The sequence below is a fragment of the Microbacterium sp. Cr-K32 genome, assembly GCF_000708345.1.
GTDB classification, from domain to species: Bacteria; Actinomycetota; Actinomycetes; order Actinomycetales; family Microbacteriaceae; genus Microbacterium; species Microbacterium maritypicum_A.
This window is the reverse complement of the sequence record NZ_JARD01000026.1, coordinates 14,241-32,260: the sequence shown is the minus strand read 5'-3', so window position 1 is coordinate 32,260 and position 18,020 is coordinate 14,241. Positions and strand designations below refer to the sequence as shown.

At 68.8% G+C, this 18,020-nt stretch carries 13 protein-coding genes and 1 pseudogene; 11 read left to right on the top strand and 3 right to left on the bottom strand.

All coding sequences use genetic code 11. From position 1 onward, the window contains the following. Positions 1-72 precede the first annotated feature (72 nt). On the bottom strand, positions 73-651 hold the full coding sequence (locus tag GZ64_RS0112745; RefSeq protein WP_029266946.1) for a TetR/AcrR family transcriptional regulator: 579 nt from the start codon (positions 649-651) through the stop codon (positions 73-75). A 77-nt stretch (positions 652-728) separates the two neighbouring features. Between GZ64_RS0112745 and GZ64_RS0112740 the strand changes: the two genes are divergently transcribed. Further along, positions 729-1,130 carry a VOC family protein gene (locus tag GZ64_RS0112740; protein ID WP_021198860.1) on the top strand — a complete coding sequence of 134 codons (402 nt, stop codon included), beginning with the start codon at positions 729-731 and terminating at the stop codon, positions 1,128-1,130. Between the two features lie 179 nt (positions 1,131-1,309). Here the strand turns inward: GZ64_RS0112740 and GZ64_RS0112735 are convergent, their stop codons facing one another. Further along, the gene (locus GZ64_RS0112735; protein ID WP_021198859.1) at positions 1,310-2,785 is read right to left on the bottom strand and encodes an NCS2 family permease; all 1,476 of its coding nucleotides are present in this window, start codon (positions 2,783-2,785) and stop codon (positions 1,310-1,312) included. 90 nt (positions 2,786-2,875) lie between these two features. On the opposite strand from GZ64_RS0112735, the gene GZ64_RS0112730 reads away from it, so the two are divergent. The 9 genes and pseudogenes from GZ64_RS0112730 (at position 2,876) to GZ64_RS0112690 (ending at position 14,868) form a co-directional block, all read left to right on the top strand. Beyond that, positions 2,876-4,252 carry a cell division protein PerM gene (locus GZ64_RS0112730; RefSeq protein ID WP_021198858.1) on the top strand — a complete coding sequence of 459 codons (1,377 nt, stop codon included), beginning with the start codon at positions 2,876-2,878 and terminating at the stop codon, positions 4,250-4,252. A 63-nt stretch (positions 4,253-4,315) separates the two neighbouring features. Beyond that, positions 4,316-4,903 carry a phosphoribosylglycinamide formyltransferase gene (purN, locus tag GZ64_RS0112725; protein WP_029266943.1) on the top strand — a complete coding sequence of 196 codons (588 nt, stop codon included), beginning with the start codon at positions 4,316-4,318 and terminating at the stop codon, positions 4,901-4,903. Between the two features lie 39 nt (positions 4,904-4,942). Continuing rightward, the gene (gene purH, locus GZ64_RS0112720) at positions 4,943-6,550 is read left to right on the top strand and encodes a bifunctional phosphoribosylaminoimidazolecarboxamide formyltransferase/IMP cyclohydrolase (protein ID WP_029258569.1); all 1,608 of its coding nucleotides are present in this window, start codon (positions 4,943-4,945) and stop codon (positions 6,548-6,550) included. A 168-nt stretch (positions 6,551-6,718) separates the two neighbouring features. Next, positions 6,719-8,239, top strand: a complete 1,521-nt coding sequence (locus GZ64_RS0112715; protein WP_029266941.1) for a DNA-3-methyladenine glycosylase 2 family protein — start codon at positions 6,719-6,721, stop codon at positions 8,237-8,239. Further along, a complete protein-coding gene (locus GZ64_RS0112710; RefSeq protein WP_029266939.1) occupies positions 8,236-8,733 on the top strand; it encodes a methylated-DNA--[protein]-cysteine S-methyltransferase in 498 nt (165 codons plus the stop codon). The genes GZ64_RS0112715 and GZ64_RS0112710 overlap by 4 nt, the downstream gene beginning before the upstream one ends. Positions 8,734-8,812: 79 nt before the next feature. Continuing rightward, positions 8,813-9,861: pseudogene (locus tag GZ64_RS20320) on the top strand (dipeptidase). A gap of 312 nt (positions 9,862-10,173) precedes the next feature. Beyond that, entirely contained in the window at positions 10,174-12,105 is a 1,932-nt protein-coding gene (locus tag GZ64_RS0112700; protein WP_029266938.1) for an ABC transporter ATP-binding protein, read from the top strand. After that, positions 12,102-13,916 (top strand): ABC transporter ATP-binding protein, encoded by a 1,815-nt coding sequence (locus tag GZ64_RS0112695; protein WP_021198851.1) that lies wholly within the window; start codon positions 12,102-12,104, stop codon positions 13,914-13,916. The genes GZ64_RS0112700 and GZ64_RS0112695 overlap by 4 nt, the downstream gene beginning before the upstream one ends. A gap of 130 nt (positions 13,917-14,046) precedes the next feature. Then, entirely contained in the window at positions 14,047-14,868 is an 822-nt protein-coding gene (locus tag GZ64_RS0112690) for a hypothetical protein (RefSeq protein ID WP_051668037.1), read from the top strand. Between the two features lie 123 nt (positions 14,869-14,991). Here GZ64_RS0112690 and GZ64_RS0112685 read toward each other — a convergent pair whose 3' ends face one another. Then, positions 14,992-15,450, bottom strand: coding sequence for a GNAT family N-acetyltransferase (locus tag GZ64_RS0112685; protein WP_021198850.1), 459 nt, complete (start codon positions 15,448-15,450; stop codon positions 14,992-14,994). A 174-nt stretch (positions 15,451-15,624) separates the two neighbouring features. On the opposite strand from GZ64_RS0112685, the gene GZ64_RS0112680 reads away from it, so the two are divergent. Further along, a complete protein-coding gene (locus GZ64_RS0112680; RefSeq protein ID WP_029266937.1) occupies positions 15,625-17,844 on the top strand; it encodes an NADP-dependent isocitrate dehydrogenase in 2,220 nt (739 codons plus the stop codon). The last annotated feature ends 176 nt before the right edge of the window (positions 17,845-18,020 follow it).

The window sequence follows — 18,020 nt, the reverse complement described above, 5'->3', positions numbered from 1 at the left end:
GATCTCCTCAGGGTCGGGACTCCACCCTCGACGCCGGTCGGCGCGCTGCGCCGTCGGCGCGCCGCATCGCACTCAGCTGGGCGGGACCACGGCATCCAGGATGCGCTCGAGTGCCACGTGCGCTTCCGACCGCGCGTCGGCGTCATCGGGGTGCGCGGCGAGCCACAGCGCGAGCTCGTTCATCGCTCCGGAGAGTGCGGCGGTGAGCGGATCCACGAGCGCGGGGGAGACGCCGGCTTCGCGTACGCCCGTGCGCAGCTCCTGCTCCGGTCCCTCCGCGTCGAGTCGGCGCCACTGCTCCCCGCCGAGCACGGCGGGACCGTCGACGAGCAGCACGCGTGACGCCGCTCCCCGGGTGATCGCGTCGAGGAACGCGTGACTGCCGTCGCGGAGAGCGGCATCCGGAGCACTGTCTTCCGTGGCGTCGCGGATCGCGTCGGCCACGGACTGCTGCTGGGCGGCCGCGACGTCGCGGAAGAGCAGCGGCTTCGACGTGTAGTGGTGGTAGACCGCACCTCGTGTGACTCCGGCAAGGCGGGCGATCTCGTCCACGGATGCGGTGGCGTACCCGTGCGCGGCGAAGTGGGTCGTGGCGGTCTCGAGAATTCGTCGCGCGGTCTCGGCGGCGTCGGCCGCGGATGCTCGGGGCATGACTCTTTCCTTACGTACAGGTTGTATGTATCCTAGTCACGCAGAATACAAACATGCTGTATGTAAAGGAGAGACGAATGCGGATCACGAGCTTCTACCCGGTGCTGATGGTCGAAGACGTCGCAGCGAGCGCGCGGTTCTATCGAGAGGAGTTCGACTTCGAGGTGGTGTTCGAGGCCGACTGGTACGTGAGCCTGCGCTTCGATGGCGGTGAGCTCGCGATCCTCGACCGTTCGCACGAGACCATCCCCAAGGGATTTCGTGAGCCCGTGCGCGGGCTGCTGCTCAACGTCGAGGTGCCGGATGCCGCTGCCGAGCATGCGCGCCTGGTGGGGGAGCGGGGTCTGTCGGAACGGCTGCCGCTCCGCGACGAGGCCTTCGGTCAGCGCCACTTCATCGTCGAGGCGCCCGGCGGTGTGCTGATCGACGTGATCGAGCCGATCGAGCCGTCGCCGGAGTTCGCCGCTGCCTACGCCTGAGCCGCGCGAGGTGGCCGTCTTCGTCAGATGCATGACCTCTCAGCGGATGCATGGCCGCTCGGGGCGTGTGTTCCTGCATCGGGCCGATGCACATGCATGTGACGGCCGCGGCGGCGGGAGGTACGGAAGAGGGGCGGATGCCGCAGCACCCGCCCCTCTACCGTGACCTCCGATCGGCGTCAGATCCCGACGCCGAAGAGCGCTTCGATCGGACCTCGGGCGAAGAAGATCAGGAAGCCTGCGCCCACGACCCACAGCAGCGGGCTGATGGACTTGGCCTTGCCGGAGAACGCGTGGATGAGCACCCAGCTGACGAAGCCCGCGCCGATGCCGTTCGCGATCGAGTAGGTCAGCGGCATGACCGAGACGGTGAGGAACACCGGCAGCAGCACGCGGAAATCGCTGAAGTCGATGTAGCGGATCTGCGCCATCATCATCGCACCGACGATGATCAGCGCGGCAGCGGCGATCTCGGTCGGGACGATCGACGTCAGCGGGGTCAGGAACATCGCGATCAGGAACACGACGCCGGTGACCACGTTCGCGAGTCCGGTGCGCGCACCCTCGCCGATACCGGCGCCCGACTCGATGAAGACCGTGCTCGAAGACGAGGAGGTCGCGCCACCGGCGATCGCGCCGACACCCTCGACGACCAGCGCCGACTTGATGCGGGGGAAGTCGCCGTTGTCGTCGGCGAGGTTCGCCTCCTTCGCGAGGCCCGTCATGGTGCCCATGGCGTCGAAGAAGTTCGTGAAGAGCAGCGTGAAGACGATCATCACGATCGCGACGAGGCTGACCTTGCTCAGGTCGAAGCTGAAGTCGACGGCGCCGATCAGGCTGAGGTCGGGCACACCCACGGGGGAGCCGTCGAGCGCGGGAACCGTCAGGCCCCAGCCGCCCGGGTTGACCACGTTGCCCTCGTCATCGAAGCCGCGGGCCCCGATGTGCCAGATCGCCTCGACGATGACTGCGAGCACGGTGCCGCCGATGAGTCCGATCAGCATGCCGCCCTTGATCTTGAGGGCGACGAGGATGCCGGTGAGGAGGAGGGTGATGACGAACAGCAGGGTCGGAACGGTCGCGACCGATCCGTTCACGCCGAGGCCGACCGGAGGAGACGAGGCGCCGGTCGCCGTGACGAAGCCGGAGTTGACGAAGCCGATGAACGCGATGAAGAGGCCGATACCGACCGTGATCGCGATCTTCAGCTGGAACGGCACCGCGTCGAAGATCGCCTTCCGCAGCCCGGTGGCGGCGAGCAGCACGATGACGACACCGTTGATCATCACCAGCGCCATGGCCTCGGGCCAGGTCACCTGGCCGACGACCGAGAACGCGACGAAGGCGTTGATGCCGAGGCCGGCGGCGAAACCGAACGGGAGGCGCGTGACCAGTCCGAACAGGATCGTCATCACACCGGCGGTCAGCGCGGTGGCGGCGCCCACGGCGTTGAAGCTGAGCATGTCTCCGGCGACATCGGGCTTGCCGGAGAGGATGATCGGGTTCAGGATCACGATGTAGGCCATCGTGACGAATGTCACCAGACCCCCTCGGATCTCGGTGCCGATCGTGGATCCGCGCTTGCTGATCTCGAAGAAGCGGTCCAGGGAGTTCTTGGGTTCGGTGGATGCCGGGGCGGGCGGGGCAGTTGTCATCGGGAAACCTCCGGAGAAACGCTATCGTGTCGCCGACCCCACGCGCGCCCCCAGGGCTTCGTCGGCAACTCGTCGTAGTCTCGAAACGCTATGCAACGCCTCCTCGTCGCGCTCCTCGCCGCCTTCGACGCCGCCATCGCTGCGGCCGTCGGCCTCGTCGTGCTGCTCGCGCCGCTGACGCTGCTGTGGACGCTCGCCTTCGGGGTCACGGCCGACTGGGGCGCGCTCTGGCCGCTCACCGGCACGCTCTGGGAGTTCGGTCACGGCGTGCCGCTCGAGGTCACGATCCCGGACGAGCTGCTGGTCGCTCTCGCGATCCCCCCGCAGGCGGCCTCGTTCGCGGTCTCGATCACCCCGCTGGCGTTCCTGCTCTTCACCCTGCTGTTCGCCGCCCGCTCGGGTGCCAGGGCCGCGGCAGCCGGAACCTGGCTGCTCGGCTCAGTGTCAGGGACGGTGGTGTTCGCGGCCATCTCCACGGGGGTCGCGTTGACCGCGCGACTGGATGCCGTGCAGACCCCCCTGGCACTCGCGATCGGGCTCCCCACCGCCGTCTACCTCGTCGGCGCGGTGTGCGGGGCTGTCCGGGTCGCGTGGGAAGAGGGGGATGGCGGAGTCCTCGACCGTCTGCACGACCGCATCGACGCCCGTGAGGATTGGGCGCCCGTCCCCGTCGCGATCGTGCGCGGCACGGCCTTCACCCTGGTCGGCGTGATCGGAGCGGCCGCTCTGGCCCTCGCCGTCATGACGCTGTTCCGCGGCGGCGAGGTCGTGGCGCTGTTCCAGGCTGCCCGCGTCGATGCGCTCGGCGCGACCGTGATGACGCTGGCGCAGCTCGTGTATCTCCCGACGCTGATCGTGTGGGCGGCGTCCTGGCTCGCCGGTCCCGGCTTCGCCGTCGGTGTCGGAACCGCGGTCTCGCCGGCCGGAACGCAGTTGGGAGTCGTTCCGGGCATCCCGGTGTTCGGGCTGCTGCCCGAGAACAGCTCGATGTGGATGCTGATCGTGGTGCTCGTCCCGATCGCCGCCGGTGCTTTCGCCGGCTGGGCGGTGCGTTCGCGCCTCGTCTGGGAGGGCACGCCGTTGGGGACGATGCAGCGGGCGGCGATCGCGGTGGGGATCGCCGTCGTCAGCGCAGGGGTCGCGGGCCTCGCCGCGGTGCTCGCGAACGGCTCGATGGGTCCGGGAAAGCTCGCCGATGTCGGTCCCGCGGCTCTTCCGTTCATGCTGGCCCTCGGGCTGGAGGTGCTCGTCGGCGCCGCGATCCTGCTGCTGTCACCGCGTCACCGCGATGAGCTGGCCGAGGAGCGTACGGACCGCTGGATCGCCGAGATGACCGAGTTCGACCCGAGCCTCGCATCGGCGCGGACAGCGCCCGGTATCCCCTTCTCCGAGACGCCGACGTTCGACGACACGGCGCCCCTGGACGATGTCCGCGGCTTCGCCCCGCCGCGTCACGAGCGCGATTGACGTCCACCGCCCGTGAGCGGAAGCCGGGCGGAAGAGGGCTTCGCGCCCCGGTAGACTGGGCGCGTGCTCACGGTCGCCGTTCTCATCTCGGGCACCGGCTCGAATCTTCGCGCCCTCCTCGAGGCCGCTCGTCACCCCGATTTCCCCGCCAGGGTGATCGTCGTCGGTGCTGACCGTGAGGCGGACGGACTCGCCCACGCCGAGGAGTTCGGCATCCCCAGCTTCACCGTGCCCTGGCATGAGCACGAGAGCCGCGAAGCCTGGGGGGAGGAGGTCGCCCGCCAGCTCGCCGTCTGGGCCCCCGATCTCGTGGTGCTCAGCGGCCTCATGCGTCTGCTTCCTCCGTCGCTCGTCGCGCAGTACTCGCCACGCCTCATCAACACCCACCCCGCGTACCTTCCCGAGTTCCCCGGGGCACACGGCGTCCGTGACGCCCTCGCCTCCGGCGCGGCCGAGACCGGTGCCAGCGTGATCGTGGTCGACGACGGTGTCGACACCGGGCCGATCCTGGCGCAGGAACGTGTCGCGATCCTCGAGGGCGACACCGAGCACAGCCTGCACGAACGGATCAAACCCGTCGAACGTCGACTCCTCATCGACGTCGTCCGCGGGATCGCCACCGGCACGCTCGTCCTCGACCCCTCTTCCTGACCCCCTCCACCCGACGCCCCCCGCACGAAGGAGCCCATCATGGCCGGCCCCCGCCACGACCCCACGCTCTACCGCGATCGCGACACCGTGCCGATCCGGCGCGCTCTCGTCTCGGTGAGCGACAAGACCGATCTCCTGGTCCTCGCCGAGGCTCTCGCCGACGCGGGCGTCGAGATCGTCTCGACCGGCTCGACGGCATCGACCATCCGCGATGCGGGTTTCCCCGTCACCGACGTCGCCTCCGTCACGGGGGTCGCCGAGATGCTCGACGGTCGCGTCAAGACGCTGCACCCGAAGATCCACGGCGGTCTGCTCGCCGATCTGCGCCTCGAGGATCACGAGCGCCAGCTCGCCGAACTCGACATCACCCCGTTCGAGCTTGTCGTCGTGAATCTCTACCCCTTCGTCGAGACCGTCGCCTCGGGCGCCGTCGGCGACGATGTCGTCGAACAGATCGACATCGGCGGGCCCGCGATGGTGCGTGCCGCCGCGAAGAATCATGCCAACGTGGCGATCGTGGTCTCACCGCAGTCGTACCCCGGCATCATCTCGGCCCTCGCCGACGGCGGCACATCGGTGTCGCAGCGCCGCGAACTGGCCGCCCGCGCCTTCGCGCACACGGCGGCCTACGACACGGCGGTCGCGTCGTGGTTCGCCGAGGGGACGCTGCAGGATGACGGCGACCTTCCGACCCACCTGACGATCCAGGCCGAGCGCCTTGCCACGCTCCGCTACGGCGAGAACTCGCACCAGCGCGGCGCGATCTACACCCGTGCCGGTGGCCACGGCATCGCCCAGGCGACGCAGCTGCAGGGCAAGGAGATGTCGTACAACAACTACGTCGACGCCGACGCCGCGCTGCGTGCCGCGTACGACATGGTCAAGCCGGCGGTCGCGATCATCAAGCACGCCAATCCGTGCGGCATCGCGACCACCGCGCCGAACGCTCTCGACCCGATCGCCAGCGCCCACCTGCGCGCGCACGAGTGCGACCCGGTCTCCGCATACGGCGGGGTGATCGCGGCCAACGGTACGGTCACCCTCAAGATGGCCGAGAACCTCAAGGACATCTTCACCGAGGTCATCGTCGCGCCGTCGTTCGAGCCGGCCGCGCTCGAGGTGTTCAAGGCGAAGAAGAACCTGCGTCTGCTGCAGCTGCCCGAGGACTGGCAGCAGGAGCGCATGGATGTGCGTCTCGTCTCCGGTGGACTGCTGCTGCAGGACGCCGACCGCTTCCCCGACGACATCGTCTCCGTCGCGAAGAACTGGGAGCTCGTCTCCGGCGAGCGTCCGAGCGACGAGGAGATGGAGAACCTCATCTTCGCGTGGAAGGCGTGCCGCGCGGTCAAGTCGAACGCGATCGTGCTGGCGAAGGACAACGCCACGGTCGGCGTCGGCATGGGCCAGGTCAACCGTGTCGACTCGTGCCGCCTGGCGGTCGAGCGCGCAGGCGACCGCGCCGCGGGATCGGTCGCGTCTTCCGATGCGTTCTTCCCCTTCGCGGACGGCGCCCAGGTCCTGATCGACGCCGGAGTCACGGCGATCGTGCAGCCGGGCGGATCGGTGCGTGATGAGGAGGTCGTCGACGCGGCTCGCAAGGCCGGCGTCACGATGTTCTTCACGGGGGAGCGCCACTTCTTCCACTGAGTGCTCTCCGCGCTCGCACATCGAGACCCACTCTCCACGTCGAGGACCCGCACGCGCCGCTCCGGCGACGTGGGGGTGGACGAGGCGGGTGGGTCTCGGCGTTCCCGACTCGACAGCCGTGTCCGATTTCCGCCAGTCGGCGTCGAGGAAGCGTGACAGAGTGGAGGCATGAGCTTCCCCGTGACCGACTTCGACGAGCGCTACCGCGCGATCAGCGCGCGCGACACCCGCTTCGACGGGCAGTTCGTGACCGCCGTCCGCTCGACCGGGATCTACTGTCGTCCGAGCTGCCCCGCCCGCACGCCCAAGCCGCAGAACGTCACCTTCTATCCGACGAGCGCCGCGGCTCACGAGGCCGGGTATCGGGCGTGCAAGCGATGCCTGCCCGAGGCGGCGCCCGGTTCTCCCGCGTGGGACATCCGCGGTGACACCGCCGCGCGGGCGATGCGCCTGATCTCGGATGGCGTGGTGGAGCGCGAGGGCGTTCCCGGGCTGGCTGCGCGCCTGGGATACTCCAGCCGGCACCTCACGCGGCTGCTGACCACCGAACTCGGCGCCGGGCCGCTCGCACTGGCGCGAGCACACAGGGCGCACACCGCGCGCATGCTCCTCGTCGGCACCGACATGCCGATCTCCGACGTCGCCTTCTCCGCCGGATTCGCGAGCATCCGACAATGCAACGACACGATCCGCGAGGTGTTCGGACTCACCCCGGGCGAGCTCAGGGCCCGACGAAGGCTTCCGGCGTCCGCGGCTCCCGGCTCGATCGACCTCGTGCTGCCCTACCGCGGCCCGCTCGACGCGAGCGGCATCTTCACCTGGATGGCGGCACGCGCCGTTCCCGGTATCGAGGAGACGACGTCGACGTCGTTCTCCCGGCATCTGCGGATGTCGGGAGGACCCGCCTGGTTCGACGTGCGTCAGGACGATGCGGCTCGTCTGCACCTGCGCACCCGGGTCGCGCGGCTGGGAGACCTGGCCCCGCTCGTGTCGATCGTGCGGCGCATCTTCGACCTCGATGCCGATCCGCAGGCGATCGACGAGGCGCTCTCCGCGCACACCGAACTCGCCCCGCTCGTCGCGCGCACCCCCGGGATCCGGGTGCCGGGGTCGGCTGATCCGCACGAGATGCTCATCCGCGCCATGGTGGGGCAACAGATCACCGTGGTCGCCGCCCGGACCGCGCTCACAGCACTCGCCGAGGCGTTGGGGGAGCGCACCGAGAACGGATTGCTGTTCCCGACGATGACCGCGATCGCCGCCCACGGAGCCGAGGTGCTGCGAGGGCCGGCCGCCCGCATCCGCGCCATCACCGGCGCTGCGGGCGCTCTCGCCGACGGCTCCCTGACGCTCACGGTCGGAGACGACGGTGTCGACCAGCGCGCTGCTCTGCTCGCGATGCCGGGAATCGGACCCTGGACAGCCGACTACGTGCGCATGCGTGTGCTCGGCGATCCCGATGTGCTGCTCCCGGGAGACGTCGCGCTGCGCGCCGGCGCTGCAGCCTCCGGACTGCCGGGCGACGCACGCCCGCTCACCGTCTGGGGCGAGCGCACCGCCCCCTGGCGCAGCTATCTCAGCGCGCACCTGTGGCGCGCAGCACCTGTGCGCCCCGTGGGTCCTCGACGCGCCTCGGCTGCGGCACGTCCCACCCCCGCGGAAGACACGACGAAGAAGGAGACCCCATGACCGCCCTCATCCAGACCATCGAGACGCCGGACGGCGCCTTCACGATCCTTGCCGACGACCGGCAGCGCGTACTGTCTTCCGGCTGGACCTCAGACGTCGAGGCGATCCTCGGCAGGCTGTCCGCGGCGCACCGACCGGAAGATCTCCGAGACGGTGAGACCGAGGCCGCCGAGGCAGCGCTCGCGTACTACGCCGGCGACCTCTCCGCGATCGACGATGTCGCCGTGAAGCAGACCGGAACAGCCCTCCAACTCGCCGGCTGGTCGGCGCTGCGGTCGATCGAGCCGGGCGAGCCTCTGACGTACACCGGTTTCGCGACGCGGCTCGACAATCCCCGCGCCGTGCGCGCGGCGGCATCCATCTGCGCGCGCAACGCGCCGGCGCTGTTCGTCCCGTGCCACAGGGTGTTGCGCACCGACGGCACCCTCGGCGGATTCGCCTGGGGGATCGATGTCAAGGAGAGCCTGCTCGCGCGCGAGAGTCGCGCGGGTTGAGTCGCAGGCACCACGACGGGCGGTCGACATGGTGCCCGTCGACGAAGCATCCCGACCGACGCGGCCATAGGCTCGTGCCGTGACCGCCAACGATGCACTCGCCCTCCACCGCCGCGCCGTCGTCGCCGACGCACACAACGATCTGCTCTGCTCGGTGGCGAGCCGCCCCGCGGATGAGTGGTCGGACTACTTCCGTGCCCAGTGGCTTCCCCAGCTGCACGAAGGTGGTGTCGGGCTGCAGGTGCTGCCCGTGTTCATCGATGACGTGTATCGCCCGGAGGGGGCGCTGCGTCGCACCCTCCGCATGATCGAGGCCGCGCATCGGCTGGCGGAGGGCAACGCAGACGCCGTCGGTCTGTGCGGGGATGGCGACGACCTCGATCGGGTGATCGGCAAGGGCCGCATCGCGCTGGTGCTCGCCCTGGAGGGGATGCCCGGCATCGCCGACGACGTCGAGCTCCTCGAGACCGTGCATCGGCTCGGGGTGCGGATCGGCTCGGTGGCGCACTTCGGGCGCAGCGCGTTCGCCGACGGCAGCGGCGAAGACGCGGCAGGCAGCAGGCTGACGCGAACCGGGGTCCGAGCGCTCGCCGAGATGGAGCGCATCGCATGATCTTCGACATCAGCCACCTCGGAGCGGGCGGGGTCGACCACGTGCTCGAGCTCGCCACGCGCCCGGTCATGGCCACGCATTCCTCGGCCCGTGCGCTGTTCGACCACCACCGCAACCTCACCGATGCCCAGATCGCCGGGGTCGCCGAGAGCGGGGGAGTCGTGTGCGTCAACTTCTTCGCTCCGTACCTGCATGAGAGCGCGTACACGATCGACACACTGATCGACCACTTCGAACGCGTGGTGTCGGTCGCCGGAATCGAACACGTCGGGATGGGGCCGGACTTCGTCCGCGAAGTGCTGGAAGACACCACGGCACCGTGCTGCGTGCAGACGACGATCGAGGGCGTGCCGGCCGATCGGTACCTGCCGGGCCTCGAGGGCCCGGCAGGTCTCCCGCTCGTGACCGAGGCGCTGATGCGTCGTGGCTGGCGGGAAGAGGAGATCCTCGCCGTCCTCGGCGGCAACCTGCAGCGGTTCCTCCGATCCGGGCTCGGAGCCGCAGCCCTCGCCTGAGGCTCCCGGCGTCCCCCTCCGCGGTCTTCGAGAGCCGCGGTCGACGAATCGGGAATGACTCTTGCTTTCAGCTGGTTCACAGCAATAGGCTGGTGGGCTGTCGCGCCAACCGGACGACATCGCCGAGCCCCTGAGGAGGACACCATGACCACGATCGCCACCGCGCGGATCGCAGCTCTCGGCTCGACCCCGGCGCGTCCGCTCTCCTAGAGCCACCCCGCCCCTTCTTCGTCGGATACCGGACTCCACGAGTCCGCTCTCGTATCCGTCCCCTTCCGCAATCGCTTTCCATACGAAACTCGTCTGAGAGACATGTCTTCCTCGCCTTCCGTGCAGAATCCCTCGCCTTCATCGACCCTTTCCACTCCGGCCGCACTGTGGCGCCTGAAGCCCTTCGTGAAGCCCGTCATCTGGCGGCTCGCCGGCGGTGCCGCCAGCGCGCTCATCGCCGCCGTCATCGCCTTGATGATCCCGATCGTGCTCGAGCAGATCATCAGCGGACCCGTTCGCTCCGGTGAGATCAGCGCCATCGTCTGGGGTGCCGTCGCCGTCTTCGCTCTCGCCCTCGGCGAGGCCCTGATGGTGTGGCTGCGACGCCAGTTCGTGCTCAACCCGTCGACCGAGGTCGAGTACAAGATGCGCACCGAGCTCTACTCGCGCCTGCAGACCCTTCCGGTGTCGTTCCACGACCGGTGGGGCTCCGGACAGTTGCTCAGCCGCATGATGCAGGACATCGGCCTCATCCGCCGCTGGCTCGCGTTCGGGCTCGTGCTGCTGGTCGTCAACATCCTCACGATCATCATCGGCTCCGTGCTGCTGTTCCGCTGGCACTGGCTGCTGGGCACGATCTTCCTGGTGACCGCGATCCCGCTGTGGATCCGCGGTTACCTGTTCGAGAAGCGCTACGGCGCGCTCACCCGTCGCAGCCAGGACCAGGCCGGCGACCTCGCCACGAGTGTCGAGGAGAGCGTGCACGGCATCCGCGTGCTCAAGGCGTTCGGTCGTGGCAAGCACGCTCTCAGCCGCTTCAGCCGCCAGGCCGAGACGCTGCGCGAGACCGAGATGAGCAAGGCCGGCGCGATCGCGTCGATCTGGTTCTGGCTCGACCTCATGCCGCAGATCGCCTTCGGTCTCAGCCTGATGTCCGGCATCTGGCTGATCTCCGTGGGGCAGATCGACGAGGCACAGCTGTTTGCCTTCTTCGCGATGGCGGTCGTGCTGCGGTGGCCCATCGAGTCGATCGGCTTCCTGTTCTCGTTCATGCTGGATGCGCGCACGGCGACCGACCGCGTGTTCGACATCTTCTCGGAGACCAACACCATCACCGACCCGGAGAACCCGGTGCACATCGAGAACCCGCGTGGGGAGCTCGCGTTCCAGAACGCGTACTTCCGCTATCAGGACGCCGGTGCCCACGAGCGGGATCTGCTCGACGGTATCGACCTGGTGCTGCGCCCGGGTGAGACCATGGCGCTGGTGGGCCTGACCGGCAGCGGCAAGACCACTCTCACCACGCTGCCCACGCGTCTGTACGACGTGACGGGCGGCAAGGTGACGCTCGACGGTGTCGATGTGCGGGATCTCCCTCTCGCCGAGCTCCGTCAGCACATCGCCATGGCGTTCGAGGACGCGACACTGTTCTCGGCGACGGTCCGTGAGAACGTGCTGCTCGGACGTGCCGAACTCGATGTGCACAGCGACGAAGGCGAGCGCGTGCTCCGCGAGGCCCTCGACGTCGCCCAGGCGTCGTTCGTCGACGCGCTGCCCGACGGCGTCGAGACGGTGATCGGTGAAGAGGGGCTCAGCCTCTCCGGCGGCCAGCGTCAGCGGCTCGCCCTCGCCCGTGCGGTCGCGGCGAAGCCGAAGGTGCTCGTGCTCGACGACCCGCTGTCGGCTCTCGATGTCGACACCGAGGCCCTCGTGGAGGAGGCCCTGCGACACGTGCTCGCCGACACCACGGCCATGATCGTGGCGCACCGGCCCTCGACCGTCGCCCTCGCCGACCGCGTGGCCCTGCTCGAGGCGGGTCGTGTGACGGCGGTGGGGACGCACTCCGAGCTGCTCAAGTCGAGCCGGCACTACCGCCACGTCATCTCGAGCCTGGAGGCCGAGGAAGCGGCGCGCACCGGCGCGATCCCCGTGATCCGCGATGAGCAGGCCGAGATCGACGAAGAGGTCCGCGAGGGCCTCGGGATGCAGGCTGCCGACGAAGACCCGATCACCGAGAAGGAGGTGCAGCGATGAGCTCCGCCGTCACCGGAACCCAGAACGAGGATCGTTCCGAGTACACCCGCGAAGAGAGCCGGGAGATCCGTCGTCGATCCCTCCGACTCCTCGGATCCCTGGTCAGCCCGTTGAAGCCGAGGATCGTCCTCGCCGCCGCGGTGCTGATCGTGTCGACCGCCCTCCAGGTCGCCGGCCCTATCCTCATCAGCATCGGCCTCGATCGCGCGCTGCCCGCGGCCATCGATCGGGCCGACTGGATGCCGACGTTCATGATCGGCGGCATCTATCTGCTGGCGGGTGCGCTCGCCGCCGTGCTGATCGCGTGGTACGTGATCATCGCGGCCAAGCTCACCCAGGCGGTGCTGCTCGATCTGCGCAAACGCATCTTCCTGCACACCCAGCGCCTGAGCCTGGAGTTCCACGAGTCGTACACGTCCGGGCGCATCATCTCGCGCCAGACGAGTGACCTCGACTCGATCAAGGAGCTCCTCGACGGCGGTCTGAACGAGCTCGTCTCCGGCGTGCTCTTCGGGCTCTTCACCTTCATCGCGCTGTGCTTCTGGGACTGGCAGTCGGGTCTCATCCTGGCGATCGGCGGCGTGCCGCTGTTCTTCCTGATGAAGTGGTTCTACTCGCGCTCGCAGTTGGTCTACCGCGAGTCGCGGGTGATCAGCGCGAAGGTGATCGTGCAGTTCGTCGAGACGATGACCGGCATCCGGGCCGTGAAGGCCTTCCGCAAGGAGCCGCGCAATGACAAGGCGTTCCAGGAGATCGCCGGTGACTATCGCGACGTCAACCGTCGCTCGATGCTGCTGTTCGGCACGTTCGAGCCCGGGCTCATGGGTGTCGCGGCCCTCGTGCTCGGAATCGTCGTGCTGTGGGGTGGTATCCGCGTCTCAGAGGGGGCGCTGACCGTCGGCGTGCTGCTGTCGGCGGTGCTGTATGTGCGCAACTTCTTCGCCCCGATGCAGGAGATCGCGATGTTCCTGAACTCCTACCAGTCAGCCACGGCCGCGCTGGAGAAGGTGTCGGGCGTGCTCGAGGAGGTGCCGACGGTTCCGGATCCCGAGAAGCCGATCGACCTCTGGGAAGCCCGCGGGCACGTGGAGTTCGACGAGGTGACGTTCGGCTACAACGGAGAGAAGACGATCCTCCCGAACTTCTCCCTCGACATCCCGGCCGGGCAGACGATCGCTCTGGTGGGCACGACCGGCGCGGGCAAGTCGACACTCGCCAAGCTCATCTCCCGGTTCTACGACCCCTCCGATGGGCGGGTCACCCTCGACGGCGTCGACCTGCGCTCGCTGCACCCGAAGGACCTCCGCCGCGCGATCGTCATGGTCACGCAGGAGGCCTACCTGTTCAGCGGGACCGTCGCCGACAACATCGCCCTCGGCAAGCCGGAGGCGACGCTCGACGAGATCAAGGCGGCGGCGCGGGCCGTGGGCGCCGACGGGTTCATCTCGTCGCTCCCCGACGGCTACGGCACCGATGTGAACAAGCGCGGCGGTCGGGTCTCGGCCGGTCAGCGTCAGCTCATCTCGTTCGCCCGGGCCTTCCTCGCCGACCCGGCGGTGCTGATCCTGGACGAGGCCACGGCGTCGCTGGACATCCCGTCGGAGCGACTGATCCAGGATGCCCTGCAGACCCTTCTCAAGGACCGCACGGCGATCATCATCGCGCACCGCCTGTCGACGGTCGCGATCGCCGACCGGGTTCTCGTGATGGAGCACGGACGCATCATCGAGGATGACACCCCTGCCGCGCTCATCGGCGGAACAGGCAAGTTCGCCCAGCTGCACGCGGCGTGGCAGGAGACGCTCGTCTGATCGCCCTCTCGACTGCTGCGACCACGCCCGCCTCATCGTCCCGGCGAGGCGATCGCGGCCGCAGCAGTCGAGACCTCGGGCGAACGTCCGGGGGCGCGCATCGAGCGCGGTGCGTGGGTAGCATCGAGGTATGGACCCGTTGCTGCTCGTTGCCGAGTGGTGGTGGATCGCGCCGAGTGCGGTCGCCGCGGGGACGGTGGGGGTGATGGGAATGCGTCGTCGCAACAGCACGGTGAGCGGACGCCGCCTCGCAGTCGATGCTGCGCGTCATGATCTCAGGGAGGCGCAACTGGCCGCGGCCGAGAGGCGCACCGCCTGGAAGATCGCACGCGCCGACCTGGCTCGCGTCACCGCTGAGCGGGCGGCGCAGCGGGCGACGGCCGAACAGGTGGCCGGTGCGCGACGGATGCTGAAGGAGCGGGAGCGTGATGCGAAGGCCGCCTCGGCCGATGTCCGCGCGCGTCAGGTGCGTCTCAATGCGGCGCGGGCCGCGGTGCCCTCGGCATCGGAGCCCCGCCCCTTGGAGCGGTTGCACGCCGCTCACGATGCTGTGACGGCGCGGTGGATGCGGTACGAGACCGATCCGGCACTGCAGATCTCCTATCCGGCGATGACCGACGTCAAGAGTCCCGAGACGGCGGCCTACTTCCGTGCTGCCGGCCACGCGACGGACATGCGCCGCGCGGCGGCCGGGCGCATCACCCCGGCGGAGTTCGCCGCCTATCGCGATGCCGTCGCCGAGCTCGAGCGCGCGTTCGAAGCGGCCGAGCACGCCGCGAAGGTGCAGGCGGGGGAGGCGCCGACCACGGCAGCGTGGCAGGACGCTGCGCAGGACATGCTCAGCCGCTCCGCGGAAGCCCTCGACCGAGCGGCCGGTGCGGCTGCGGCCGCCCTCACGTCGTGGACGAATCGGCGCAAGCCCGGCGGTGGCAAGCCGGACGAACGCCCCTGAGTCACGAGGGGGACGCCACGACAGTGCGTCACGTGAGGAGGTCGTGAGAGCGCTCCCCCGGAACCCCGTGAAAGGGCGACGAGGTCTCGATGGGGGAGGGGATTCGAGACCCCGCCGCCCGGCTTAGGTCGTGACCCGGATCTCGGCGATGACCTCGCCGTAGGCGGTCTCGCCCACGGGGGTGAAGCCGACGCGGTGGAAGAAGGTCTCCGGACCGCCTTCGCCCGCCTCGTAGATCACGTTGACGTGGTCGACGCCGCGCGCGCGGGCCTCATCGACGAGCGCCTCGACGGCGTACCGGCCGACACCGCGGCCCTGGTCGTCGGCATCGACGTTGATGCGCCACAGCACTGAACGGAAGTGCTCTTCCGGTGCCTCCGCGTCGAAGTTGGCGCTGACGAAGCCCACGACCTCGTTGCGGTCCAGGATCACCCGCTGCCAGGAGGTCTGCGGGTTGATGACGGTCGCTGCGATCCCGTACGAGACCGGAGCGAGGAACTGCTCCTGCCCGGGCTTGAGCGACAGGTTGTTCACGGCGACGATCGTCGCAGCGGAGAGTTCGACCATGCGCAGTTCGGACATGGACCCAGGCTAACCCCTCCCGGCAGGCGCGACACCTTTCCGGACAACATTTCGCTGCGCTCTGGCCGTTCGTCGATATGGGGTGGCCACCGGTCGTGGGCCGAGGCCGCAGGGCCAGACCGGCTCAGGTATCTTGGTATCGAGACAATTTCCCCGCGAACGGAGTACCTCCCGGTGACCGACGACGCCATCATCTACACGTACACAGACGAGGCACCGGCGCTCGCCACCGCCTCGTTCCTCCCGATCATCCAGGCATTCACCGGCCAGGCCGGTATCGAGGTGGAGACGCGCGACATCTCGCTGGCAGGCCGCATCCTCGCCGCCTTCCCGCAGAAGCTCACCCCGGAGCAGCAGGTGGGCGATTCGCTCGCCGAGCTCGGCGGTCTCGCCACGCTCCCGGAGGCGAACATCATCAAGCTGCCGAACATCTCGGCGTCGATTCCGCAGCTGAAGGGGGCCATCGCCGAGCTTCAGAAGCAGGGCTACGACATCCCCGACTTCCCGGACGAGCCGTCCTCGCTCGAGGAGAAGGACGTCCGCGCTCGTTACGACCGCATCAAGGGCTCCGCCGTGAACCCGGTGCTGCGTGAGGGCAACAGCGACCGACGTGCCCCATTGGCAGTGAAGAACTACGCGAGGAAGCACCCGCACCGCAACAAGCCCTTCGCCTCGGGCTCCAAGACGCGCGTCGCGACTCTCGGTCACGACGACTTCAAGCACAACGAGCGCTCCTGGGTCGCCGCACACGACGACGTGCTGAGCTTCCGCCACACGGCGGAGGACGGAACGGTCACGGTCCTGAAGGAGGGGCTCAAGGTCCTCCCGCGCGAGATCATCGACGCGACGTTCCTCTCCGCCAAGGAGCTCGACGCGTTCCTCGCCCAGACGCTCGAAGAGGCCAAGGCCGACGACGTGCTGTACTCGGTGCACCTCAAGGCGACCATGATGAAGGTCAGCGACCCGATCATCTTCGGTCACGTCGTGAAGGCGTTCTTCGCAGACGTGTTCGCGCAGTACGGAGACAAGCTGGCCGCTGCGGGCCTCAGCGCGAACGACGGGCTCGGCTCGATCCTCTCGGGTCTCGCGAACGTGGCTGACGGCGCCGAGATCGCCGCGGCCTTCGACAAGGCCATCGCCGAGGGCCCGCGTCTGTCGTACGTGAACTCCGACAAGGGCATCACGAACCTGCACGTGCCGAGCGATGTGATCGTCGATGCGTCGATGCCGGCACTGGTGCGCAACGGCGGCAAGCTCTGGGGCAAGGAGGGCGAAGAAACCGACACGCTCGCCGTGATCCCCGACTCCTCGTACGCGAGCGTCTATCAGGCTGTGATCGACGACGTGATCGCGAACGGTCCGCTCGACCCGGCCACGATCGGCACGGTTCCCAACGTCGGGCTGATGGCGCAGGCGGCTGAGGAATACGGCAGCCACGACAAGACGTTCGAGATCGCGGCAGACGGCATCGTCCAGGTGCTCGACAGCGAGGGCACCGTGCTCATCGAGCACACGGTCGGCAAGGGCGACATCTGGCGAGCGACGCAGACCAAGCACATCCCGGTGATGGACTGGGTCAAACTCGCGGTGACCCGTGCCCGTGCGACCGGCGACCCCGCCGTCTTCTGGCTCGACGCGAACCGTTCGCACGACGCGCAGATCATCGCCAAGGTGCACCAGGGTCTCGCGACCCTCGACACCAAGGGCCTCACGATCACCATCCTCGCGCCGGAGGAGGCCACGCGTTACACGCTCGCTCGCATGCGTCACGGGCTCGACACGATCTCGGTCACCGGCAACGTGCTGCGCGACTACCTGACCGACCTGTTCCCGATCCTCGAGGTCGGCACGAGCGCCAAGATGCTCTCGATCGTGCCGCTGCTCGCCGGCGGCGGCCTGTTCGAGACCGGTGCCGGAGGCTCGGCGCCCAAGCACGTGCAGCAGCTCGTCGAGCAGAACTACCTGCGTTGGGACTCGCTCGGTGAGTTCTTCGCGCTGGCTGCCTCGCTCGAGCACTTCGCCGACCGCACCGGTAACGAGAAGGCCCGAGTGCTCGCCGAGACGCTGGACGCCGCGACCGGGACGTTCCTCGAGGAGGACCGCTCGCCCGGTCGTGCTCTGGGCACGATCGACAACCGCGGCAGCCACTTCTACCTGAGTCTGTACTGGGCTCAGGAGCTGGCGAAGCAGACGAAGGACGCCGACCTCGCTGCGGCGTTCGCACCGATCGCCGCGACACTCGCGCAGAACGAGGAGGCCATCGTCTCCGAGCTCAACGCGGTGCAGGGCGCGCCCGTCGAGATCGGCGGCTACTACCGTCCGGACGACGCGTTGGTCGAAGCGGTCATGCGTCCGTCCGCGACCCTGAACGGTATCGTCGACGCACTGCGCTGAGCAGTCGACGCATAAGTCGACAGAAGGGGGCGGACGCCGCGGCGTCCGCCCCCTTCTGCGTACCCGCGCGGAAGCCCGCGTCGTGTCCGCGCGGAATGCCGCGCCGGGCGCGCGGGTGCGCGGGTGGCGCGTCCTGTCTCCGGACTCGACCTGATCGCGTGATGCCGGAGCGCGAC